Source organism: Synechocystis sp. PCC 6803 substr. PCC-P (assembly GCF_000284455.1).
In the GTDB taxonomy this organism is placed as follows: domain Bacteria; phylum Cyanobacteriota; class Cyanobacteriia; order Cyanobacteriales; family Microcystaceae; genus Synechocystis.
Window position 1 is genome coordinate 1,098,341 of record NC_017039.1, and the last position, 22,500, is coordinate 1,120,840.

At 47.7% G+C, this 22,500-nt stretch carries 18 protein-coding genes; 8 read left to right on the top strand and 10 right to left on the bottom strand.

The window, feature by feature from the left end; translation table 11 throughout:
* The first annotated feature begins 237 nt into the window (after positions 1-237).
* A complete protein-coding gene (locus SYNPCCP_RS16745) occupies positions 238-1,086 on the top strand; it encodes an IS630-like element ISTcSa family transposase (RefSeq protein WP_010872201.1) in 849 nt (282 codons plus the stop codon).
* A 42-nt stretch (positions 1,087-1,128) separates the two neighbouring features.
* Here SYNPCCP_RS16745 and recF read toward each other — a convergent pair whose 3' ends face one another.
* The 3 genes from recF to pyk all read right to left on the bottom strand — a co-directional run bounded on the left by recF (position 1,129) and on the right by pyk (position 5,973).
* Positions 1,129-2,283: a DNA replication/repair protein RecF gene (gene recF / locus SYNPCCP_RS05170; RefSeq protein WP_010872202.1), complete on the bottom strand. Its 1,155-nt coding sequence runs from the start codon at positions 2,281-2,283 to the stop codon at positions 1,129-1,131.
* Between the two features lie 41 nt (positions 2,284-2,324).
* Positions 2,325-3,929: an ABC transporter ATP-binding protein gene (locus SYNPCCP_RS05175; protein ID WP_010872203.1), complete on the bottom strand. Its 1,605-nt coding sequence runs from the start codon at positions 3,927-3,929 to the stop codon at positions 2,325-2,327.
* Positions 3,930-4,197: 268 nt separating this feature from the next.
* Complete coding sequence (gene pyk, locus SYNPCCP_RS05180; protein WP_010872204.1) at positions 4,198-5,973, bottom strand: pyruvate kinase; 1,776 nt, start codon at positions 5,971-5,973, stop codon at positions 4,198-4,200.
* 187 nt (positions 5,974-6,160) lie between these two features.
* Here pyk and SYNPCCP_RS05185 point away from each other — a divergent pair, with 187 nt between their 5' ends.
* Positions 6,161-6,562 (top strand): DUF1824 family protein, encoded by a 402-nt coding sequence (locus tag SYNPCCP_RS05185; RefSeq protein ID WP_010872205.1) that lies wholly within the window; start codon positions 6,161-6,163, stop codon positions 6,560-6,562.
* 382 nt (positions 6,563-6,944) lie between these two features.
* On the opposite strand, the gene SYNPCCP_RS05190 is transcribed toward SYNPCCP_RS05185, so the two are convergent.
* Positions 6,945-7,460 carry a TIGR02652 family protein gene (locus tag SYNPCCP_RS05190; RefSeq protein ID WP_010872206.1) on the bottom strand — a complete coding sequence of 172 codons (516 nt, stop codon included), beginning with the start codon at positions 7,458-7,460 and terminating at the stop codon, positions 6,945-6,947.
* 120 nt (positions 7,461-7,580) lie between these two features.
* On the opposite strand from SYNPCCP_RS05190, the gene pap reads away from it, so the two are divergent.
* From pap to lspA, 4 genes are all read left to right on the top strand, one after another.
* A complete protein-coding gene (pap, locus tag SYNPCCP_RS05195) occupies positions 7,581-9,083 on the top strand; it encodes a polyphosphate:AMP phosphotransferase (protein ID WP_010872207.1) in 1,503 nt (500 codons plus the stop codon).
* A 73-nt stretch (positions 9,084-9,156) separates the two neighbouring features.
* Positions 9,157-10,245 carry a biotin synthase BioB gene (bioB, locus tag SYNPCCP_RS05200; protein WP_010872208.1) on the top strand — a complete coding sequence of 363 codons (1,089 nt, stop codon included), beginning with the start codon at positions 9,157-9,159 and terminating at the stop codon, positions 10,243-10,245.
* Positions 10,229-10,882: a biotin transporter BioY gene (locus SYNPCCP_RS05205; protein WP_010872209.1), complete on the top strand. Its 654-nt coding sequence runs from the start codon at positions 10,229-10,231 to the stop codon at positions 10,880-10,882. Before bioB ends, SYNPCCP_RS05205 begins: the two co-directional genes overlap by 17 nt.
* Entirely contained in the window at positions 10,882-11,367 is a 486-nt protein-coding gene (gene lspA / locus SYNPCCP_RS05210; RefSeq protein WP_010872210.1) for a signal peptidase II, read from the top strand. The genes SYNPCCP_RS05205 and lspA overlap by 1 nt, the downstream gene beginning before the upstream one ends.
* A 167-nt stretch (positions 11,368-11,534) precedes the next feature.
* Here lspA and SYNPCCP_RS05215 read toward each other — a convergent pair whose 3' ends face one another.
* The 6 genes from SYNPCCP_RS05215 to phaP form a co-directional block, all read right to left on the bottom strand.
* Positions 11,535-12,959: a P-loop ATPase, Sll1717 family gene (locus SYNPCCP_RS05215; RefSeq protein WP_010872211.1), complete on the bottom strand. Its 1,425-nt coding sequence runs from the start codon at positions 12,957-12,959 to the stop codon at positions 11,535-11,537.
* Positions 12,960-13,099: 140 nt separating this feature from the next.
* The gene (locus tag SYNPCCP_RS05220; RefSeq protein ID WP_010872212.1) at positions 13,100-13,870 is read right to left on the bottom strand and encodes an Abi-alpha family protein; all 771 of its coding nucleotides are present in this window, start codon (positions 13,868-13,870) and stop codon (positions 13,100-13,102) included.
* A gap of 274 nt (positions 13,871-14,144) precedes the next feature.
* Positions 14,145-14,390, bottom strand: a complete 246-nt coding sequence (locus SYNPCCP_RS05225; RefSeq protein WP_020861617.1) for a hypothetical protein — start codon at positions 14,388-14,390, stop codon at positions 14,145-14,147.
* Between the two features lie 55 nt (positions 14,391-14,445).
* Positions 14,446-16,164, bottom strand: a complete 1,719-nt coding sequence (locus tag SYNPCCP_RS05230; protein WP_010872213.1) for an iron uptake porin — start codon at positions 16,162-16,164, stop codon at positions 14,446-14,448.
* 179 nt (positions 16,165-16,343) lie between these two features.
* Complete coding sequence (locus SYNPCCP_RS05235; protein WP_020861618.1) at positions 16,344-17,927, bottom strand: ABC transporter permease subunit; 1,584 nt, start codon at positions 17,925-17,927, stop codon at positions 16,344-16,346.
* A 347-nt stretch (positions 17,928-18,274) separates the two neighbouring features.
* Positions 18,275-18,544: a phasin PhaP gene (phaP, locus tag SYNPCCP_RS05240; RefSeq protein ID WP_010872215.1), complete on the bottom strand. Its 270-nt coding sequence runs from the start codon at positions 18,542-18,544 to the stop codon at positions 18,275-18,277.
* Between the two features lie 513 nt (positions 18,545-19,057).
* Here phaP and SYNPCCP_RS05245 point away from each other — a divergent pair.
* Complete coding sequence (locus SYNPCCP_RS05245) at positions 19,058-21,589, top strand: glycogen/starch/alpha-glucan phosphorylase (protein ID WP_020861619.1); 2,532 nt, start codon at positions 19,058-19,060, stop codon at positions 21,587-21,589.
* Positions 21,590-21,830: 241 nt separating this feature from the next.
* Complete coding sequence (gene cbiT, locus SYNPCCP_RS05250) at positions 21,831-22,424, top strand: precorrin-6Y C5,15-methyltransferase subunit CbiT (protein ID WP_010872217.1); 594 nt, start codon at positions 21,831-21,833, stop codon at positions 22,422-22,424.
* The last annotated feature ends 76 nt before the right edge of the window (positions 22,425-22,500 follow it).

A 22,500-nucleotide genomic window follows, 5' to 3' on the forward strand; every position in this document is an offset into this window, starting at 1 on the left:
TTGCACAGTTAGGCTGGGCCTGAATCTATAGATCCAATCAGATCAATCCCAATAGTGATCGCCAAATTCCCTGGGTTTTAAGCTGCTCAGGGTTTTTTCTTGCCATTTTGAAAACCATCAGCAATTACCACTGAAGAATCTACAGAGGTTGAGGCTTTGTTTTTATAGTCATTTCAATTAACGATGAGAGAATTTAATGTAAAATTATGGAGTGTACAAAATGAACAGGTTTAAACAATGGCTTACAGTTTAGATTTGAGGCAAAGAGTAGTAGCTTATATAGAAGCTGGAGGAAAAATAACTGAGGCTTCCAAGATATATAAAATAGGAAAAGCCTCGATATACAGATGGTTAAATAGAGTAGATTTAAGCCCAACAAAAGTAGAGCGTCGCCATAGGAAATTAGACTGGGAAGCTCTAAAAAAAGACGTAGAAGAAAATCCCGATGCAAGATTGATAGACAGAGCCAAGAAATTTGGAGTGAGGCCGAGTGCCGTATATTACGCATTAAAGAAAATGAAAATAAACAGAAAAAAAAAAGAACTACGTTATCGAGAAAGAAACCGGGAGGAACGAGTTAAGTACTATAGAATGTTAAGAGAACTAATTAAGCTCTATGGTAGTCAAGCTATAGTTTACATAGATGAATCTGGATTCGAAGCAATCCAGGCTTGTATTTATGCCTGGTCAAAAAAAGGAAAAAAAGTTTATGGAGATAGACAAGGAAAAAGGGGAGTCAGAGAAAATCTAGTAGCAGGGAGAAGAAAAGGAAAAAAAGATTTGATTGCGCCGATGGTTTTTACCGGGAGTTTGAATGCAGAAGGCTTTGAAGGATGGTTAAATTTATATTTGCTATCCTCCCTCGACATTCCATCAATATTAATAATGGATAATGCTCCTATTCATCGTAAAACTGCCATTAAAGAATTGGCTAAAGAAGCAGGTCATGAAGTTCTTTTTTTGCCGAAATATTCTCCTGATTTAAATGATATTGAGCATGACTTTAGTGCCTTGAAACGAGCTAGAATGTACGCTCCTATTGACACGTCTCTTGATGAAATTATCCGTTCTTACTGTGGCGTTTAGCGTCTCAGCTTTATTTGAAACTACTACATTATCGGAACAACATTAATCAATTTCGGACGGCCACCGTTCCTCTAGTTGACCAGCATTAACTTTGAGAATCTGGGCCGATCGCCGCCAGCGGTCATCAAAACGACTTAAATGGGTGGTGGTGATCAGGGTTTGAAAACGATCCTCAATGGCCATTAACAATTGTCCCTGGCGATCGAGGTCTAATTCCGCCAAGACATCGTCCAATAACAACAGTGGTGGTTCTCCAATAACCGTTTCAATCAAGCTCAATTCCGCCAATTTTAATGCTAGGACTAGAGTTCTTTGCTGTCCCTGGGAGCCATAGGTTCTAGCGGGAGTGTCGTCGAGGACAAACCCCACTTCGTCCCGATGGGGCCCCACCACCGTTGTCCCCAGATGTAATTCTGCCGATCGCCGTTGGGCTAATTTTTCTAAAAAAGCCTGGTGCACCACTTCCGGATCATCCCCCACCCAGGTGACATTGGGTTGATAGGTAACGGTCAGGGTTTCATTGCCACCGCTAATGCGCCCATGCCATTCCTGGGCCAAAGGAGCAAGACGGGCTAAACCCCTCGCCCGACGGCGGACTACCCTAGTGCCCATTTCCACCAACTGCTGGTCCCAGAGAGACAAAGAAGCTGTCGACTCTTCCCCCAAAGCTAGTCCCGTTTCCCATTGTTGTCGTAGGCTTTTTAGTAGAGCATTTCTTTGCTTAACAATGTGCTGGTACTGCCCCAACAGATGGGCATAGAGGGGTTCTAGCTGGGTTAACAAAGTATCTAGCCATTGACGGCGACAATCGGGCGCTCCCCGGACTAAATCCAAATCTAAACAGGAAAATTCCACCGCATTTAAACAGCCTAAAAAATCCAACTGACGACGACATTGATTTTGGTTAATGCGTAGGTTGCGCCGCCCCGATCGCCGTAGGTCAATTTCTAACTCCGCCACACTGTATTGCCTTTCCAGTAGGGCTTTAATTTGCCCATTGGCCGCCCCGTCTAGCACCAATTCCTGATCCCGACTAGTGCGATGGCTTTTGAGCGTTGCCAACAGTTCCACCGCTTCCAATAAGTTAGATTTCCCCTGGGCATTATTGCCCACCAAAATGGTTTTTTGAGCAGAAAATTCCACCTCTTCTTCGAGGTAATTGCGAAAGGCCCGTAAATAGAGTTTTTTCAGGTACATTTTCCAACTAAACGGGGCAAAAATTGGCAATATTTTCTAGCTTAGGAAGCAAACTGTTGGGCGTGGAAACGAGCATAACGACCTTGGTGGGCCATTAACTCCTGATGGCTACCCATTTCGACAATTTCTCCCCTTTCCAACACCACAATGCGGGTGGCTTTACGCACGGTGGCTAAACGGTGGGCAATGACAAACACAGTTCTTTCTTGGACAATGCGCTCCAAGGCTTCCTGCACCAAAGCTTCCGACTCCGAATCAAGGGCAGAAGTCGCTTCGTCCAAGATTAAAATGCTGGGATTTCTTAAAACCGCCCTAGCAATGGCAATGCGCTGACGTTGGCCGCCCGAAAGGGTAACCCCCCGTTCCCCCACATAGGTATAATACCCTTGACTTAATTCAGTGATAAATTGGTGGGCATTGGCAATGCGGGCCGCCTCCTCAATCGCTGCCAAATCTAAATCAGTTTTGCCGAACGCAATATTTTGGGCGATCGTGCCGGAAAAAAGGATATTTTCTTGGGGCACAATGGCAATTTGTTCTCGCAAACTTTTCAACGTAATGCTATCAATGGCATGGCCGTCAATACGTAAACAGCCGCCAGTCACGTTATGGAGTCGCATTAACAAGTTTACCAGGGTACTTTTGCCCGCCCCCGAAGCCCCCACCAAAGCGATCATTTCCCCCGGCTGGGCTTGTAAATTAATCCCTTTTAAGACCAGTTTATCTTCTAGATAGGCAAAGTCCACATGGTCATAATCCACCGCTCCTTGGAGATGGTCAATGGCGATCGCCGTGGGGCTATCTTCCACCGAAGGTTGCAGGTCGAAAATTTCAAAAATGCGGTCAACGGAGGCTTCTCCCTGTTTGAACAAATTGTAATTGCTGGTGATGTGACTAATGGGGTCAATCAACATTGCTACCCCGGTGACGTAGCTAATAAATTCAATGCCAGTTAAATTACCGAGGGAAATTTGCCAAGCCGCCAGGCAAAATAAAACCACCACTCCCATAGCTTCTAAAAAACCCACTACGACAAACTGTAACGCCTTCATCCGTTCGGCCAAAAACTGCGATCGCCGATGTTGTTGGGCCTCTTCCCGGAATAAATCTAACTGATAATCTTCTGCGGCAAAGGCTTTAACTAAACGGATGGCTCCCAACGTTTCCGTCAACAAAGAAGACAGATTAGAAATCCGAGTCTGGCTACGGCGACTAAACTTTAATAACTGTTCTCCAAAAAAGCCAATTAGCACCGCCATTAAGGGAGCAATTACCAATACCGCACAGGTCAGGGCCCAGTTGAGATAGAACATGTAACCAAACACCACCACCAGTTGCAACGCCGAAGGGACAAAATCGTGGAATAACTTATTCACCACTTCCCCAATGCGGTCAATATCCTCCGTCAGCCGGTAGGACAAATCCCCCGTTTTTGCTTCTTCAAAATAGCTCAGGCTTAGTCGTTGCAGATGGGCATAGGTCTGTTCCCGCAGAGTTAATGCCATATTGAGGGCAGCCTTGGCCATGAGGGTATCCTGCCCATACTGGGCCATGCCCCGCACCAGAAAAATCCCCGCTGCGACCCCCGCCATGATTAAAATGGAGCGCACATCCCCTGCACCGATATATTTGGCCATGCGCCCCACCAACCAGGCTAGAATGGGCCAAAAAACAGTGAATAGCAGAGTACAGAGGAAAGCCAGCCCAATAGTCCGCCGATGGGGACGAATATAGGGGATTAACAGCCAGTAGCGGGATTTAAGGGAAGATTTTTTCTGCAAAGGACTAAATTACGTCGGGAAAAGAACCCCGTTGATTCTACCAAAATGTTACTGTTCCAGGGGGTGGGGAATGGGAACTCCATTGGGATGATGCTTCCTGTTCTCGCCCTGTTACTGGGTCCCTAATTATTCCCTATCCTTTGGACACCGGGGGTAATGCACCGGAATAAATCAGTCCTTTTTGGGCATCGATGGTGACAATGGCTCCATCTCGAATCTTTTGGGTAGCGCCTTTAAAACCCACAATGACCGGCACCCCCAGCCGCAAACCAATAATGGCCGCATGGCTAGTCAGGCTTTCTTCTTCGGTGATAATGCCCGCCGCCCGTCGCATCATGTCCACACAATCAGCGTTGGTAGAGGGAACTACTAAAATTTCTCCCTGGGTAAATTGGGCGATCGCCTGGGGACGACTGGCAACCCTGGCCCGGCCACTTACAGCTCCTTGGCCAATACCTACACCCCGACCAAGAATGGCCTTGACCACTTCCACTTTGATTAAATCCGTCGAACCGGCAACTCCCTGCAATGTCCCGGCGGTCATCACCACCAAATCTCCATCCCGGAGAAAATGGTTTTCCTGGGCCACGTTAATGGCGGCTTGGAACGTTTGGCTGGTGGAAGGTAAATCCAATACCAACAGGGGCTTAACTCCCCACACCAACTGCAACTGACGGGACACATCCACATGGGGCGTAACGGCCAGAATGGGGGTTTTGGGGCGGAACTTTGACACATGGCGGGCGGTGGATCCGGTCTTAGTCAAAGACATAATAGCCGCCGCGTTGAGGGTTTCCGCAATCTGGCTAACGGCGCTGGAAATAGCATTGGGAATAGAAGTGCGACTGGCTTCCGCTTGGGAAGGATTGATATCTTCCTGTTCAATGCGCTCCGCAATTTTGGCCATAATAGCCACTGCTTCCACGGGAAATTTACCGATCGCCGTTTCGTTGGAGAGCATCACCGCATCGGTACCATCGAGGATGGCATTGGCCACGTCGGACACTTCAGCCCTAGTAGGTCGGGGGCTGTTGACCATACTGTCCAACATTTGGGTAGCAGTAATGACAGGAATGCCCAACCGGTTAGCAGTGGCAATGAGTTTCTTTTGCAAAATAGGTACATCTTCTGCGGGTAGTTCTACCCCCAAGTCCCCCCGGGCCACCATGACACCGTCACATTTTTCCAGCACCGCCTGCATATCCTTAATCGCTTCGTGCTTCTCAATTTTGGCGATTACCGGCACGGATTTCCCTGCCGCCGCAATTAACCCCTTAATCTCATCAATATCCTGGGGATTACGAACAAAACTCAGGGCCACCCAGTCCACCCCTTGGTCCAGCCCGAACATCAAATCTTCCTTATCTTTATCGGTCATGGCCTTAACGGAAAGGCAGACCCCGGGAAAATTAACCCCTTTATTGCTGGAAAGGGTTCCCCCCACAATCACCCGACAGTGGAGATCCCGGGCAACAGTGTCCACTTCCTCCACCAACATTTCCAGTTTGCCGTCGTCGAGCAAAATTCTTGCCCCAGAAGGTACTTCGTCGGCTAAATATTCGTAGCTAATGGAACTAATGGTTTCCGTACATTCCACCGGGCGACTGGTGAGGGTATAGGGATCACCGTTTTTGAGTTGCACAGAGCCGGCATCATTGAGAAATTTGCCCACCCGAATCTTTGGCCCCTGTAAATCCTGGAGAATGCCCACTGGTTGGTTCAGTTCAAAGGCAATCTGGCGAATCAAACGGATACTTTGTTGGTGGTAAGCGTGGTCTCCGTGGGAAAAATTGAGGCGGAAAGTGGTAGCACCGGCTTGGATCAGTTGTCTCAGCACTTCCTTGCTTTGGGTCGCGGGGCCAATGGTAGCGACGATTTTGGTACGACGGGGAAGGGGAGACGTTTGCATAATGGGCTGAAATTAGGGGCAGTTAAATATAATAGTTAAGGCCGTCTGCTTTTAAGCGGTGTTAGGGAAATATTCTCATTATCCGCCACGATCGCCGTTTCAGTTGCATCGGCTTACAGGGCCAACGATGGTAGGCTGGGCTTTGGGCAATTTTTCCCAATAGTCTGCACAGTTTGATGGGTTTGCTATGAATGCTTCCGCTCAGTTGACGTTGTTAAAGGATTACAGTCGTTTAGAAATCCGTATTCCCCAGAATGACCAGGAAAGGGAAGATTTACGCCAAGCCATTGTCTGGATTTGTGGCCAGAGTGAAGCGGAAAATTTTGGCATTTGTGCCGACGACCAAGCTAGTGCGGAAAATGCTTTGGGGCAATATCTACAGGGGTTGGATTACGGAGAGGCGATCGCCATGGAACCAGGTAAAACCATTGAAGGGCCAGTGTATTTGAAATGCCAGAGCCAATCCCTGCGCTTTTATCTCGACAGTTATGACGGGGATTATCGGGGAGTATTAATTTCCTGTCAGGCGGAGGATGATACCTTAGCGGGAACCTACGGTTATTTTCCGCTGGATTTGTTTGCCGGTTGAGCTGAATTTAGGAACCCTGGCAAAACTCCCATCCCCAAGAATTTGTTTGAAAAGTTTTATTTTGCTCCCTAAATTTCCTCGCTAAGAGCATGTTTGGAAAGTTGAGTTTTGGCTGTTTAATCCCCCCTAGCCCCCCTTGGGAAGGGGGGAATTGTCGCAAAAGTCCCCTTTTTTAAAGGGGATTTAGGGGGATAAATACCTAGCCTTGCACTTTTCAAACACTTTCTAAAGCTCCGGCAATACTGGGGGAATTTTACTTAACTTCCCCCCAAACTTGGGGGCCAGGGGGGCTTTTGAAACACGCTCTAAAGGTGAGTTACCGAGTCCACTTTCCCGTCATTGTTGAAACTGTTCCTCACTTTTCTCGCTGGGGAGGGAAGCCCTAATCAAATAAACGGAAATAGGGATAGCGCTTGGGAATACCCTTTTCCTTTTCCAGATCAAAGTTAATTACCTGCCAACAATCGTCCGCTGTACCTGGGGCACTGAATTCCACTGGTAAACCGTAAAGACGAGGCAGAGGACTATCCTTATCTTCGGGATTGCGCCAGCTACCTTGCCGTTGCAGATAAACGCTGACTAGATCGTAGTAACGGTGGGCGATGATGACCTTGGTGGCCCGGTAACCTTCCGTGTAGAGCCGGTCCAAGGCTTCGTGAATTTCAAAGCGGATACCGTCGGGGTGGGTGTGTTGCCGGTACCATTCCCCCTGCCATAGCCGCCAGTGGCGACCCGATTGCAAATGGACTAAATCCTCTGTGTCGGGGTTAACTTCAAAGGCTCCATGGCGATTACAAAGGTAAGTGTCCGTCAGGGTCAAGGCCGGAATAGTTTGCCGACAGTGGGGGCACTGGATTTCTGGGCCGAAAAGGGGATACTGTAAACCGAGATTTTGCATGGAAAACCGTTGAAATGGGCGGTTAAAGCAGAGGCCCCCACATTATAACCAAGGGATCTTTTCCTGGGTTTCTGGCTTAAACTGAGGCTGACCATCATTTTTTTCCCCCGGCGATCGCCTATGTTAGACGCCCTCGACCTTTCCCTTAATCTGGACAAACAGAGTTACAAGGAACAGTTGGAAGATTTAATGCAACAGTTGCGGAGTCTACAACAGTCCTGTTGGGAAGAAAAAATTCCGGTGATTATTGTTTTGGAAGGTTGGGCCGCCGCCGGTAAGGGTACATTGCTGAAGAAAATTGTTAACTATATGGACCCGAGGGGATTTTCCGTTAATCCCATCTTTGCGGCCAATGAACAGGAGAGGATGTATCCCTTTCTTTGGCGTTTTTGGCAAAAGCTTCCCCCCAAGGGGAGTTTGGGCTTTTTCTATCATAGTTGGTACACCAATTGTCTAGAGGAGCGGTTATTTGGTCGTATTCCTGCCGTCCAGGCTCCCTTAGTAATGCGGGATATCAACGCTTTTGAGCGTCAGTTAGTGGAAGACGGAGCGGCGATCGCCAAATTTTGGGTACATATCAGTCAAAAAGAATTAAAAAAACGTCTGAAAAAGTACGAAGCTGACGAGCTAGAAATGTGGCGGGTGCGGCCAGAAGATTGGCAACAGGAAAAACGCTACCAGGAATACTCCAGTCTAGTGGAGGAAATGCTCACCTACACCAGCACTGGCTATGGTCCCTGGACTCTGGTGGAAGGGGATTGTGAACGGTGGTCCAGGGTAAAAGTACTTTCCCAACTGGTGGCGGTAATCGTCCAAGCCCTAGACCAAAAACGGGCCAAGGCCAACGCCAAAATTGAACCCATCCCTCCCCAAAAAGAATTGCTCCCCACTGAGCCCAATTTCCTGGCCAAGGTGGATTTGAGTGTGCAACTGAGCAAGGATGACTATCGGCAACGGTTGCGGGACAGCCAGATTGAATTGCGTAAACTACAGGCGAAGATTTACCAAGAAAAAGTGCCAGTAATTGCCCTGTTTGAAGGTTGGGATGCCGCCGGAAAGGGAGGAGCGATCAAACGTTTAACCGACACCTTGGACCCCCGCAGTTACCAGGTCAACACCTTTGCCGCCCCCACGGAGGAAGAAGCCCAATTCCATTACCTCTGGCGCTTTTGGCGTCGTATTCCCCCCGGCGGGAAAATCAGTATTTTTGACCGCAGTTGGTACGGTCGGGTGATGGTGGAAAGAGTAGAAGGTTTTGCGAGGGAAAAGGAATGGTTACGGGCTTACCGGGAAATCAATGAGTTGGAGGCGGAATTGACAGCGGAAGGCTATGTGGTGGTGAAATTTTTCCTCCATATCAGCCCCGAAGAACAATTGGCCCGGTTTGAAGAACGGCAAAACAATCCCTTCAAGCAATATAAACTCACGGATGAAGACTGGCGCAATCGGGAGAAATGGCCTCTCTATGACGTTGCCGTGAATCAGATGATTGCCCGCACCAACACCCCCGTCGCTCCCTGGACAGTGGTGCCTGCCAACGATAAATATTTCGCTCGGGTCCAAGTGATTCAAACGGTGGTAGATGCAGTGAAAATGGAACTCAAACGCCGGGGCAAGGATTAACCTCTCCTGGCACCTCTGCCCACCGTGATAAAATGCCCTTTAATTTGATCCAGACCCCTAACCCCATATTGCCGTGGTTCTAGCATCTTCCCGTCCCCCTTCCCCCACCAATTCCCCGGCCGATCGCCAGGGGACTTTGCAAGCCTGGTTAACAGGTCTCAGTCAGCGCATTATTGACGGCGATCGCCTAACCCGGGAAGAAGCATTACAGTTGGCGGCGATCGAGGGGGAAGAGAATATTCTTTTGCTCTGTGAAGCAGCCAATCGCATTCGGGAAGCCTGCTGTGGCAATGTGGTGGATCTGTGTAGCATCATCAATGTTAAATCCGGTAACTGCTCGGAAAACTGCGGCTTTTGCTCCCAGTCTAGTCACCATCCCGACCCCAATTCCCCCATTTACGGTCTGAAAACGGAAGCAGAAATTTTAGAACAGGCCAGGGCGGCAGCGGCGGCGGGAGCTAAACGCTTTTGCTTAGTTAGTCAGGGTCGGGGCCCCAAATACCATAGCCCCAAGGATCGAGAATTTGAGCAGATCCTGGCCACAGTGCGGCAAATTATCCAGGAAACCAACATCAAGCCCTGTTGCGCGTTGGGGGAAGTGACCCCGGAACAGGCCCAGCAATTGAAGGAAGCTGGGGTGACTCGTTATAACCATAACTTGGAAGCATCCGCTACCTATTACGACAAAATTGTCAGCACCCACACCTGGCAAGACCGGGTAGATACGGTGAAAAACCTTAAGGCAGCGGGCATTCAAGCTTGCACTGGCGGCATTTTAGGCATGGGAGAAACCTGGGAAGACCGCATTGATCTAGCTTTGGCTCTGCGGGAACTGGAAGTGGAATCCGTGCCCCTGAATCTACTCAATCCCCGCCCCGGTACTCCTTTGGGGGAACAACAAAAGTTAAATCCCTACGATGCCCTCAAGGCGATCGCCATTTTCCGGTTTATTTTGCCCCAACAAATTATTCGCTATGCTGGGGGCCGGGAAGCGGTGATGGGAGAATTACAGGATTTAGGGCTAAAAGCGGGCATTAACGCTATGCTAGTGGGCCATTATTTAACTACCCTGGGCCAGCCTCCCGAACGGGATCAAAAATTATTGGCATCCCTTGGCCTCGAAGGGGGAGAGGCCCCTATCCCCGGTGAATACCAATCCTGAACCTGACCTGGACCTTGTGACGGAGGAGATTGAACTCCCCAAGCCTTCCCTGCTAGCAGAAGTCCTGTTGGCGATCGCCGGACTGCTGTTGACTGTTTTCTGTACGTTCGTGCAGGTATTTGCCACCAATCCCCCTTGGCAATGGTGGGAGGATGGCATTTATTCCAATCCCCTGGGCACAACCTACCAGGTGGGGGCCGTATTGCTCACCGCCTGTTTGGGAGGGGCTAGAGCCGGGGCGATCGCCCAGTTAGGTTACATTATGCTGGGCCTAGCTTGGTTGCCAATTTTTGCCCATGGCGGCGGCTGGGACTACTGGCAACAGCCCACCTTTGGCTACCTATTAGGTTTCATTCCGGGAGCTTGGGTCTGTGGTTGGTTAGCCTACCGTTCCCAAACCAAAATTGAAACCCTGGCCCTAGGTTGCCTAGTCGGTTTGGGAGTCATCCACGGTGCGGGTATAGTTTATCTAGGCATGATGGCTGTGTTGAAACTGGGTAATCCCCCCATTCTGTCCCTGGCAGACCTGCCCCAAGCTTTGCTGACTTTTTCCCTCATGGCATTGCCCGGCCAGATTATTCTGGTCTGTCTGACTGCTGTGCTGGCCTACTTTTTGCGGAGAATTTTATTCTATTGATGGCCCGGTCTTTTTCCCTCGCTAAAAACCCCCTCTTCTGGCAAGTGGCGATCGCCGGCATTATCCTGGATCAGCTCAGTAAACTTTGGGTGAGTCAGGCCATGGACCCCGTGGGCACCACTTGGCCGTTGTGGTCTGGAGTGTTCCATTTCACCTATGTGCTCAATACCGGGGCAGCGTTCAGTGCTTTTCGGGGCGGGGCTGGCTGGTTAAAATGGCTTTCCCTCGCAGTAAGCGTCGGCCTAATTATCTTTGCCGGCAAAGTTCCCCTCCGCAAGTTAGAACAGTTGGGTTACGGTTGCATTCTAGCGGGGGCGGTGGGCAATGGCATTGACCGTTTTTTATTCGGTCATGTAATCGACTTTTTGGATTTTCGCCTGATTAATTTCCCCATTTTCAACCTGGCCGATGTTTCCATTAACATTGGCATTGCCGCCCTGCTCTGGGCCAGTTTTTTCCCAGTTTCTTCCCGCAAGGTTGATTAAAACTTAAAGCAACTGCCAGAGACGACCGCCTATAAATCAGTGGTTTGAGTCTCAATGAAGATTAGCGTTAGGATCGAAAGGATGGGAGTCTTAACTTTCCTGCTGGATTCCCATGAGTTACATCAGCCCTTTCAGAATGAAATACATAAACTTATACAAGTCAAGCTTTATGATCGAGTTTCTCTAATGTTAAGCCCTTTATAGAGACTTTGATGGATATAAACAGAACCTACCGCTGGAAGCAGTAAATCTGCATCTTCACAACGAAACCTAGCAGTTCCGGCATTACCAAGCCTAACACCAATGATTGATGCATCAAAGAGACGCATCATTAGCTCTCGTGAACTGTATTTTTCGCAGAGACTTTTAGCCTTCTCTTCAAGAAGAGCGAGAAATTCATCGACGGAATCATAACGATGTTGCGTTTGTCGCAACGATTCGACAAGATCACCGAAGTAAGGGAAAAGACGACGATATTCTTGCTTAAGATCTTCCACCTTCCAGCTACTGTATCGTTCTTCAGATTCCCTAATAGTATCTTTAGACACTTCTATTGCATCACTAGCTGATCTTTTCTGGCACTCTTGAAGAAACTGAATTACTTCTCGTGGCCTCAAGAAAGTGCGTTTTACTATGTAATTAAAAGGTGCAATACCACCACGCATATCTCCCTCCTCAAATATCTCATCAACAGATATATTATTAGGAAGTCGAGCATTGATCATATCTTTTAAAAGTTCTGGACTCCAAATTATTTCTTCTTCGATTGCTCTATGCTTATCTTTGTCATCAAATTGAAGACCTTGATAAATATCTGACCGAAGAAAAGTAATCACATGAATACCTTTTCCTGTAGCCAATGAATATTTATCATTTATTTCTTTAGTTGCTTTAAGAAGTCCAATCATTAAACTTTTTGATACCTCTGAACCATCCCATGAGTCATCGAGGCGATCTATCGCAACTATAACACCAAGGTCATTACATACGGCATTTATCGCGTCGAGGAGCAAATCAATAACTTGAGGCGTTAACATTTGTTGCTGCTTGTCACGTTCGAATCCAATACCAAACCCAAAAGCTTCAAGATTGAATGCGTTCAAGCCTTTTAGTAATGTCCTTACAGTATTTGTTGGTGTTGGTGCATTCTCGCCAAAGTTATTTGTAACAAATTTACAGATACGATCTAATGCCTTCCGAGCATTTTCGTCAAGCCTTTCAGGAGACACGTCTAACAAGACTGCTGAGGCATCAACTGCAATAGTAAATTTCCAAGCATTAGTATGAGCCTGTTCTAAAAGTAAGCCTTGCTCTTGGTAATCTTTCATTGCCCCCCAAGCATATTGATCTGGTGTCATTAAGCTTACTCGAACACTTTCTTTGTAGCGTTCCGTAGCCAATCGCAAGAGTTGAGTAAAGATTGCAGACTTTCCAGCTCCCTTTCGACCAAGAAAATGGGCACTACGAAAACGAAGAGATTGGTCTACCTGTGGTGTACTAATGAAGTAGTCCGCTAACCTCCGGTCAGCTTCTGCATCAACTGTGCCAAAATCTAAATCTTTAATAGTAAGACCTTTATCGGATAATTTCATATTGATTTCACTGAAAAATTGAAGAATTTACTGTCTTTGTAAGTGGTGCCCGCCGCATAACGCCAAGAGTCAGAAGCAGGTCGAAGTCTATGAAAAGACAGATCGCGGCTGCTCTCGTCTTCTACATCTTGATATTAGCTCTAGTCCGCGGCCCTTGAATAATAAAAGCGATCTTCAATTGGAAGAACCTCACTCCCGTCGCTGAGCGTCATTTTACGATCAGTGCAGACTCGCATAAAGTGAATGCCAAATAAGGTGAGTGAGACATGAGCCTTAAAGCTCCTATTTCCATCTTGCATATACCATATACTAATCCTTGCTTCTTCATCGACCGGAGTGTCATCGTATTTATGGATTATCAAGAGGCCCAGACGCTCCAAGTTGTTCAGTGCAACGCTTATCTGAACTATATTATATTTACGGGAGTCATTAGCATATGTGAATTCATCCGGTTTTGCCATTACTCTTAAGTGCAGAAGATATAGGACGTTCAACAGTTCAGCATCGACAATATCAACTTGTTTTAAGACTTCTACAAAAGACTTTGTTGAGTTAGTGCGATCAGATTCTGTTAAAGCAGAGGCAAGTAGGTTTGCCCAGAGGGTTTGCAGGTTTTCATCATCTTCGGAAAGTGCTGCACCCAGAAGTGGAAGACCAATCCGCAGAGGAAGACTAGAGATTTCTGGATTGCCCCGTTCAATTAATATGCGATCCAACTTGTCGCGCAAATGAAGGGCATTGCTAATTTTCCAGTGTTCTGTGTATTGCTTGACAATGTCGCCCAGATCCTGAATCGCCGGACCTATAATTTGAGAAATAAATCGAGACAGTTCAGATGTTTTGTCTATGGCATTACTGGTTGCCTTTGCAATCTCCTGCACTGCCTTTGCTGATTCCTCAATCTCTGACATGGGTCTCCTGTTGGTAAGCTAGCTAAGGATTATACAGAAACTTTTCGTATATCACTCCCAAATAGAATGATTGTAAACAAGGTTTCCACATAACGTTCCTAATGGCGATTGGCAATTCTATGACCTATCAGTTTCAAGTGAGTTCAAATCTTGTGGATGAATAGTTGTAATACCTGATATACCAATAAAGTTGCTTGGATTGAGGGTCAAAAGATGTGTAATTCTATTTGCAAGCATAATCGCATAACGACATTGGTATCAAGCAAATATCGCGTCATTCTTCGTAAATACTGTCGCGATCAAAAGCTTCGTCGGTTAAACTTGGGCTACCTTTAGCAAGTTGCGAAACCCATTCACGAAATTCTCTAGCCCTGTCGGATGGCGTTGCTTTTTGCCAAAATGGAAGAGACGATGCAACTTGTTTAGACTGAAACTCAATGAAAGCCATGAAATCAGCAATTTTTTCAACTTGCTCATCATTCAGTTCGTCTAATTTTTCTTTTAGATTTTCTCTCAGCATAGGTAGATTTTGAGAAAATAGATACTTTCCATCGTAACTGATAGGCTCTTAGCTCTTAAAACTTAAAGCTAGTCCTCAAAGCGGCTACCCAAAGGGGATCTCGGCCATTGGCGGGATTAATGCCAATCCAAAAGGCTGGGGTGAGGGAAATGTTATCGTTGAATTGGTACAAATAAAAGGTTTCCACAAACCAAGGAGCATCGGTGGTAGCGGGAGTAATATCAGGCACATTATTGTTATTGCTGATAAAAGAAGCATAGGGAGGCTGGCCCACCGATACCACGCCCACATTACCTTCCTTACCCAAATCGGGAAAAGCTAAGCTAACTTTCCAGTTCCAAATGTCTGCTGTGTCCCCCTGGCGATCGCCACTTTTGGCCGTCGCATCGCTATACATACCCCAACCCTCCAAACTAAACCAGTCGGCCAACTGCCAAGTCCAAATAACGGCATAGTGATTAGTACTACTAGCGGCGTCATCAAACGGATTATCAGTGTTGGCCAAGCCGGTGTAACCCAAAGCGGAAAAACTATCGTATTGCCCCTGGGGAATGTAGTTATGGAGGTAAGAAAAAGCCACTCCAGTGTTGGCGGCGGGGACATAATTCAACTGGGCCCCTACCCCAAACTGACCGTTAAATAGTCCTTCACTTTGATTGGGGGAAAAACCCTTACCGGCGGAATAAAAACCTCCCAAACTCAGGTCATCGGTGAAATTATAGGAAAAACCCGCCCCAGGGCCGGAATTGTCGTTGGGTAAATAAATGGGGGCGATCGCCCCGAAGAAAGACACTGCTCCATCGGTAAAGGAATTGGTGTAGGGAGCGAGGGGGTCCATGATGTCATCCATGGTGATGCGATTACCGGCTAGCCAGATGCGGGCCCGATCGCCGACCGGGAAACTGTACTGCATTTTATTGATGTTGACATTGCCCTGTTCTTCCGTGGCGGCAAAGTTAAAATCAGTCAAATTACTGCCCCCCCGAGCCAGGAAAAAGTTGGCTGATTGTAGACGAATTAGGAGATTATCTTCCCCAGAAAAACTAGTATTAAAGTTAATCCGTTGACGGAAATTGACCGTAACTTCTCCATTTTGCACCGGTTGATCCGGTGGGCCATCGGCCTGTTCACTGCCTCCAACGCCGGATAAAACCCAAATGGAATCCCCCGTTAACTTAGTGGTGACGGAAAACTGGCGGTCTTCGAGGTAAGCAATGCGAGTTTCTAGGTTACCAATGCGGGTGTTATAGGCCTGTAATTCCTGTTCAAATTGTTGAGCCAAAAGCTTGAGTTTATCAATGTCTTCCCGTAAAACCATCGCATTTTCTTGGATTAAACGCTCCATCACATTCATGCAAGCATTTAAGCCAGCAGCAAATTCCCAACGACTCAAAGGGCGGGCACGCAGTGTGCCTTCGGCATCGCCTCGGAAGGTACGGTCAGGATAGCCCACAATACAGCCATAACGCTCCACCAGACTTTGCAGAGCTTCATAAGCCCAGGCTGTGGGCTGCACATCCCGCAACTGATCAACACTGGTCGCTTGGCCCATGGTAGCTTGCAAGCTACTAACGGAGGTTTTGGCATTGTCGTTGACAGTGAAAGTACTTCCCAAGCGCCGCCGTTGAGGAAAATTATTCTGTGTAGATAAATTGTCTAAATTATTCAAGGATTGGGCGAAAATGGGCTCCGTATTGCCTCCCCCCACAATGGCTGTGATTAATACAGTAATCCCCAGGGAAGATAGGCAAGTAAACTGTTTAGTGAAGTTCATTTTTTAAGTGATTTAGTTAACGAAAAAGTCAGACACTAGATGCAAATAAAAAATAGATGGTGGGGAGATTGATCAGTTACAGATTAACTAATAAAAGGATTGGCAAACTGACTTAATTGGTGGGGAAATTTATCAAATGCCTGGATAAACTAAGCATCACAGTTACCGCAGAAACCAAACTAAGCCGTCGCTGCTTTAGCTTTTTTCTTGGCCCGGCCAATGGGGTCCATGTAATTTTCTAGCCATTTGAAGACGAAGGAAGAAATGGTGGTGAGAAGTAAGTACACCAGAGCGACAGCAATGTACACTTCAAATGCTCGATAGGTGGTGGCCACAATTAACTGCCCTTCCCGGAATAGTTCCTGGAAGCCAATCACGGCGGTTAAACTGGTGTCTTTAATTAGGGTGATAAATTCGTTACCCAGGGGCGGCAAAATACGGCGAAAAGCTTGGGGAAAAATTACTTCCTTCATAGTCTGCCAAGGGGACATACCAAGGGATTCACAGGCCTCCCACTGGCCCTGATCAATGGATTGGATACCACCTCGAATAATTTCTGCTAGATAAGCGGCCACATTCAAACTGAGGGCAATAATGGCCGCCGGGAACCGGTCAATGGTGATGCCCAAGCCAATTTCCTTGAACAGCGCCGGCAAACCGAAGTAGATGATGAATAGTTGCACCAACATGGGAGTACCGCGGAAAAACTCCACGTAGATGCGAAATATCAGTTGTAGAGGCTTAATATCGGAAATCAAGGCGATCGCCACTCCGGTGCCACCGATTAAACCAAAGAAAACGGAAAAGGCGGTGAGGAGAACGGTGAGTATGGAACCTTTAAAGAGATTGCGGAACAGGGTGATGAGAAAGTTATCGTTGGGGTTAGCTTGACTGCGTTCGGTCAGGCTCTGGGCCGTGCCCACTTTACCCACCAGGGAAGGGGCTACTAGGGGGAGAAAGGGGGGATTTTTTTCGCCAAACCATTTTTCATAGATGGCGTTATAGGTGCCATTTTCAATAATTTGGAATAAACCTTGGTTGAGCACTTCCCTAGTTTGATTAATTTCCCCAGGAGGAGCCAGGGGCATGGCAATGCCGTAATAATCTTCACTGCCAACATCGGCACTAATTTTGACGTTTCTCAAACCTGCGTCTTTGATGGCGTAGAGCAATACTGGGCGGTCATTGATCACTGCATCGGCGTTCCCGTTGACCAATTCCTGGAGAGCAGAGGTAATGGAATCAAAGTTGGTAACTTTAGCCCCAGGTACGTTAGTCGCTACCATCGCCCCAGTGGTACCGATCGCCACCGCTAATCTTTTCCCCTCCAAATCCTTCAGGTTTTTGATGGTGTCGTTGCCATCCTGCACGGCGATCGCCAGCACCGATTTAAAATAGGGACTGGAAAAGGACACCGACTGGGCCCGCTCTGGGGTAATGGTAATGGCACTGATGGCCGCCCCCACCGTATTGGATTGCAAGGCGGGGATAATGCCGTCGAAGGGATAGCCCTGAATATCAACGGTGACCTGGGCCGCTTCTCCGATCGCCTGAATCAAATCCACATCAAAACCGGTTAATTGCCCCGTGGCTTCATCGGTCATTTCAAAAGGAGGAAAGGTGGGTTCCGTGGCCACAATGATGGTTTGGCGGGAAACCTGGGAAAAGGCCGGTAATAACGGTATGGCGATCGCCAACAGTACTCCCAAAGCCAGCAACAGATAATAACGCCAGGTTTTACCCCAATGGCCCAGTTTAACCATGCCCTTCACTCCTCATCGTTGGCGGTAGTTCCTTGGCATTTTCCCCCAAGGGGGATTATTGCGGCGGAGACCATCAACAAACTTAATAAACTTTTCATAACCTTGGTCAGTATTGTCGCAAAAGCAGACTAAAACAGCATTGCAGAATACAGTTTTTCTAGGTTGGGCAGTGTGGGAAGGCAAATTGAGGCAATTTTGGCACAAAAGCAAACCCCCACAGAATCCTAAAATTCTCCGGGGGAAACGCATAGTTTCGAGTCTATGAAGCTTGCAACGAAGTCGATCGGTACGATAAGTTGGGTCTAATCGAAGGATTAATCACCGTTGGTTAATAGGCTTACATCAGTCTAGTTAGCCGATACGGGCTCTTGCCGCAGGGCTTGAAAATAGTTGTCCCAAAATTGTTTTTGGGCATCGATCATCATTGTGGCGGATTTTTCCTGGGCTTCCAGGTAGCTTTTGACCATTTCCTCTTGTAATTTCAAACTGGTTTCAAAGGTATCGGTCAATTTAATTTCAGCGGTGCCTTTGGGCAGGCTTTCCATCCAAGTGCTAAAAAATTTCTTTTGCCAGTCCAGTAACTGGGTTTGGTATTCTTCAAAAAACTGGGTGTTCATAGGGCTAAAACCGCTAATATCCCTAAACGTTCAAGGGTTTAAGGGGAAGCAGGGCGGTGCAGACCACTTCCAATGAATATCGGTATCGCACGTCTCCATTATAGTGATTGGCCTTGGCCTCCCCAGGGAAAAGTCCGGGGGAATATCACCAAAGTCTGACATCTTTTGCCCCCTTCTTTTCACTAGTCAACCCTAAAAGCTGAGCTTAGAAGCAGAAGCGGCGATCGCCAGTGGTTATCATGGACAATCTGTTCACTACGGTGATTAGAAATTGATGGCAAAGGGCAGATTAGTTTTCTGTCACTGTGTCAACTGTCCTTAACAATGCCCGATGGGGTAGGTGTAGAGTCTTGGCAGAGACCTTACACTACTCTAAAGTTAGCATCGCTGTTGTGAGCCTGGATTGCCGGAGTAACTAATGGTGGTTATAGAAGGCGATCGGGCTTCTGTACTTTGAGCTAGCGTCGGCTAGCCTGGGTGATGTCACCCCGACTTTTTCATCAGGAACAATCAATGATTGATCAATCTACCCTAAACACTTCCCCTCAACCCACTATCACAATTGAAGATGACCGCACCGGCATGAGTGTGGCCACTTTGAAGCGGGCCTTTTTGGATAACCTTTTTTATCTACAGGGGATTGATCGTTCCCAGGCAACCCTCTACGACTACTACGTTGCCCTGGCCTATACCATCCGCGATCGCCTGTTGCATCGTTTCATCAAGACCGTCGCCACCTATAAGCAGGAAAAAGTGAAGGTGGTTTGTTACCTGTCGGCGGAATTCCTGATGGGACGGCATTTAGGCAATAACCTCATTAACCTGGGGTTGTACGACAAAATCGACCAGGTAATGAAAGAATTTGACCTGGACTTAAACGAAATTATTGAGCAGGAACCAGACCCCGGCTTGGGCAATGGTGGCTTAGGCCGTCTAGCGGCCTGTTTCCTCGATTCCCTTGCTTCCCTAGAAGTGCCGGCGATCGGCTACGGCATCCGCTATGAGTTTGGAATTTTTCACCAGCGTATTCAGGACGGTTGGCAGGTGGAAGTGCCCGACAACTGGTTACGGTTTGGTAATCCCTGGGAAATCCCCCGGGCTGATGAGTCGGTGGAAGTAAAGCTAGGGGGCCACACGGAGATCATCCATAACGAAAAAAATCAACCCAAGGTGGTCTGGATTCCCGAAAGGACTATTCTGGCCATTCCCTACGACACTCCGGTACCTGGTTATCAAACCAATACGGTCAATCCCCTCCGACTCTGGAAGGCAGAAGCTAGTGAAGAATTTAACTTTGAAGCTTTCAATTCTGGTCTGTACGACCGGGCAGTAGCGGAAAAGATGGATGCGGAAACCATTTCCAAGGTTCTTTATCCCAACGACAATACCCCCGCTGGCCGAGAATTGCGCCTAGCCCAACAATATTTCTTTGTTTCTGCTTCCCTGCAGGATCTAATTCGGATTCATCTCCGCACCCACCCTAATCTCGATACTTTCTACGAACTCACCGCCATTCAGTTGAACGATACCCACCCCGCCGTGGCGATCGCCGAATTGATGCGCCTGTTTGTGGACCGTTATGACTACGACTGGGATAAGGCCTGGGACATCACCCAAAAAACCTTTGCCTACACCAATCACACCCTCATGCCGGAAGCCCTAGAGCGCTGGTCAGTGGATTTGTTTGCCAAACTATTGCCCCGTCATTTGGAAATTATTTACGAGATTAACCACCGCTTCCTAACGGGGTTGCAAACCTGGTTCCCCAACGACGAAGCTCTGGTGGAAAGCCTTTCTTTGATTGAAGAAAACCATGGCAAAAAAATTCGCATGGCCAACCTGGCCTGTGTGGGTAGCCATGCCATCAATGGAGTAGCCGCCCTCCACACCGAACTGCTGAAAAAAGATACCCTGCGGGACTTTGCCAAGCTCTGGCCCCAGAAGTTCTTTAACAAAACCAATGGCGTTACCCCCCGCCGCTGGATTTTGCTCAGCAACCCTGAACTATCTGCGTTGGTAACGGAAAAAATTGGCGATGGTTGGCTGAAGAACCTGGATGAAATGCGACAAATTGAAAAGTTTGTTGATGATCCGGAATTTTGTCGTCGCTGGCGAGAAATTAAGCAAAATAACAAGCGTAACTTAGCGGCCTATTTGCTCAAGTATCGCAATGTTCAGATTGACGTTAACTCCCTGTTTGATGTGCAGGTCAAACGGATTCATGAATATAAGCGCCAACACCTAGCGGCCCTAGAAATTATTCACCTCTATAACCGCATCAAACAAAATCCCCATGCGGAAATTGTGCCCCGTACCTTCATTTTTGGGGGTAAGGCCGCTCCAGGTTATTTCATGGCCAAATTGATTATTAAGTTGATCAATGCTGTGGGGGAGGTGGTCAACAACGATCCCGATGTGCGGGGAAGGCTCAAAGTTGTCTTTGTCTCTAACTTCAACGTTTCCCTGGGGCAAAGAATTTATCCCGCCGCCGACTTGTCGGAGCAAATTTCCACCGCAGGCAAGGAAGCCTCCGGTACAGGAAACATGAAATTCGCCATGAACGGCGCCCTCACCATTGGAACCCTAGATGGGGCTAATATCGAAATTCGGGAAGAGGCAGGGCCAGAAAACTTTTTCCTCTTTGGCCTTACCGCTGAACAGGTATATGCCATGAAAGAAAACGGTTACCATCCCCACACCTACTATGACAATAACTTTGATCTAAAAGCTGTGATTGACCGCATTGCCCACGGCTACTTCTCCCCCGGTAACCCCAATTTGTTCCATCCCATTGTGGAGTCCCTTCTGCACCACGATCCCTATATGCTACTGGCGGACTACCAAGCCTATGTGGGCTGTCAGGATGAAGTCAGCAAAGCCTACGCCGACCAAGACCGGTGGACAAAAATGTCCATTCTCAACTCGGCCCGCATGGGTAAATTCTCCTCCGATCGCACCATTCGGGAATACTGCAAGGAAATTTGGGATGTGCCCCCGGTGAAAATTTCCCTGGATGAATACCATCCCGAATACGCCGATTTATAGTCCCAGATCTGGTTTGACTGCCCCCTGATTCTAAAGTTAGGGGGATATTTACCTCAAAATTTACCAGTAATATGGAACTCTGGTGGATTGGGGGATTGAGTCGGCTCTAGGAACAGAAAATCCCAAATCTGGTTAACATTTTTTGCCTAGGATGCCACTAGGATTGTATCGGCCATCATTTACCCCTGCGGAAAAATGGGGGGACAATGGTGGCTTAACTGTCAGCGGAGAAACTAAGTCCATGCTCTGGCCCTATAAGACCCCAGGAATTACAGATGGCCTGTTTGAACGATTACCGGGCATTCCCCTCAGCAAAAGGGAGGTACGCCTGCTGATTATTTCCGCTTTGCAATTGAAGGAGGAATCCATCATTTGGGATATTGGGGCTGGCACTGGCACCATTCCGGTGGAACTAGCCCTACTGTGTCCCCGCAGTCGCATTGTGGCGGTGGAAAGGGATGAGGAGGTGGCGGGTTTAATTCGCCGTAACTGCGAACGGTTTGGGGTAACTAATGTGACTGTCCATGAGGGCAGTGCTCCGGATTGCTTACCGCAGTTAATTGCCCACCCCACCCATATTTGCATTGAGGGAGGGCGTCCCATTAAGCAAATTTTGCAGGAAACCTGGGCCCATTTAGCTCCCGGAGGTCGTTTAGTGGCAACAGCGAATAATTTGGAAAGTCTCTATGGCATTTCTGAAACCCTGTCGGAACTCCAGGTCCGCAACGTGGAGGTGGTGCAAGCGGGGGTAAATCGTCTAGAAAAACGTGGTTTACAACAGATTTTTGCAGCGGTGGACCCTACTTTTATTTTGGCGGGAGAAAAGTTGTCTTAGTCGGGGAGATGTAAGGGAAGGCCTAGGGGTTTGCTTCTGTTCTAAAATAAAAACTAAGAAAAGGTTAACAAAGAGT

Bases quoted from the DNA above. Each gene is read 5' to 3' on its own strand.
- SYNPCCP_RS16745 (WP_010872201.1), top strand. From the start codon at position 238: ATGGCTTACAGTTTAGATTTGAGGCAAAGAGTAGTAGCTTATATAGAA.
- recF (WP_010872202.1), bottom strand. From the start codon at position 2,283: ATGTACCTGAAAAAACTCTATTTACGGGCCTTTCGCAATTACCTCGAA.
- pyk (WP_010872204.1), bottom strand. From the start codon at position 5,973: ATGCAAACGTCTCCCCTTCCCCGTCGTACCAAAATCGTCGCTACCATT.
- SYNPCCP_RS05185 (WP_010872205.1), top strand. From the start codon at position 6,161: ATGAATGCTTCCGCTCAGTTGACGTTGTTAAAGGATTACAGTCGTTTA.
- SYNPCCP_RS05190 (WP_010872206.1), bottom strand. From the start codon at position 7,460: ATGCAAAATCTCGGTTTACAGTATCCCCTTTTCGGCCCAGAAATCCAG.
- pap (WP_010872207.1), top strand. From the start codon at position 7,581: ATGTTAGACGCCCTCGACCTTTCCCTTAATCTGGACAAACAGAGTTAC.
- lspA (WP_010872210.1), top strand. From the start codon at position 10,882: ATGGCCCGGTCTTTTTCCCTCGCTAAAAACCCCCTCTTCTGGCAAGTG.
- SYNPCCP_RS05215 (WP_010872211.1), bottom strand. From the start codon at position 12,959: ATGAAATTATCCGATAAAGGTCTTACTATTAAAGATTTAGATTTTGGC.
- SYNPCCP_RS05220 (WP_010872212.1), bottom strand. From the start codon at position 13,870: ATGTCAGAGATTGAGGAATCAGCAAAGGCAGTGCAGGAGATTGCAAAG.
- SYNPCCP_RS05225 (WP_020861617.1), bottom strand. From the start codon at position 14,390: ATGCTGAGAGAAAATCTAAAAGAAAAATTAGACGAACTGAATGATGAG.
- SYNPCCP_RS05230 (WP_010872213.1), bottom strand. From the start codon at position 16,164: ATGAACTTCACTAAACAGTTTACTTGCCTATCTTCCCTGGGGATTACT.
- SYNPCCP_RS05235 (WP_020861618.1), bottom strand. From the start codon at position 17,927: ATGGTTAAACTGGGCCATTGGGGTAAAACCTGGCGTTATTATCTGTTG.
- phaP (WP_010872215.1), bottom strand. From the start codon at position 18,544: ATGAACACCCAGTTTTTTGAAGAATACCAAACCCAGTTACTGGACTGG.
- SYNPCCP_RS05245 (WP_020861619.1), top strand. From the start codon at position 19,058: ATGATTGATCAATCTACCCTAAACACTTCCCCTCAACCCACTATCACA.
- cbiT (WP_010872217.1), top strand. From the start codon at position 21,831: ATGCTCTGGCCCTATAAGACCCCAGGAATTACAGATGGCCTGTTTGAA.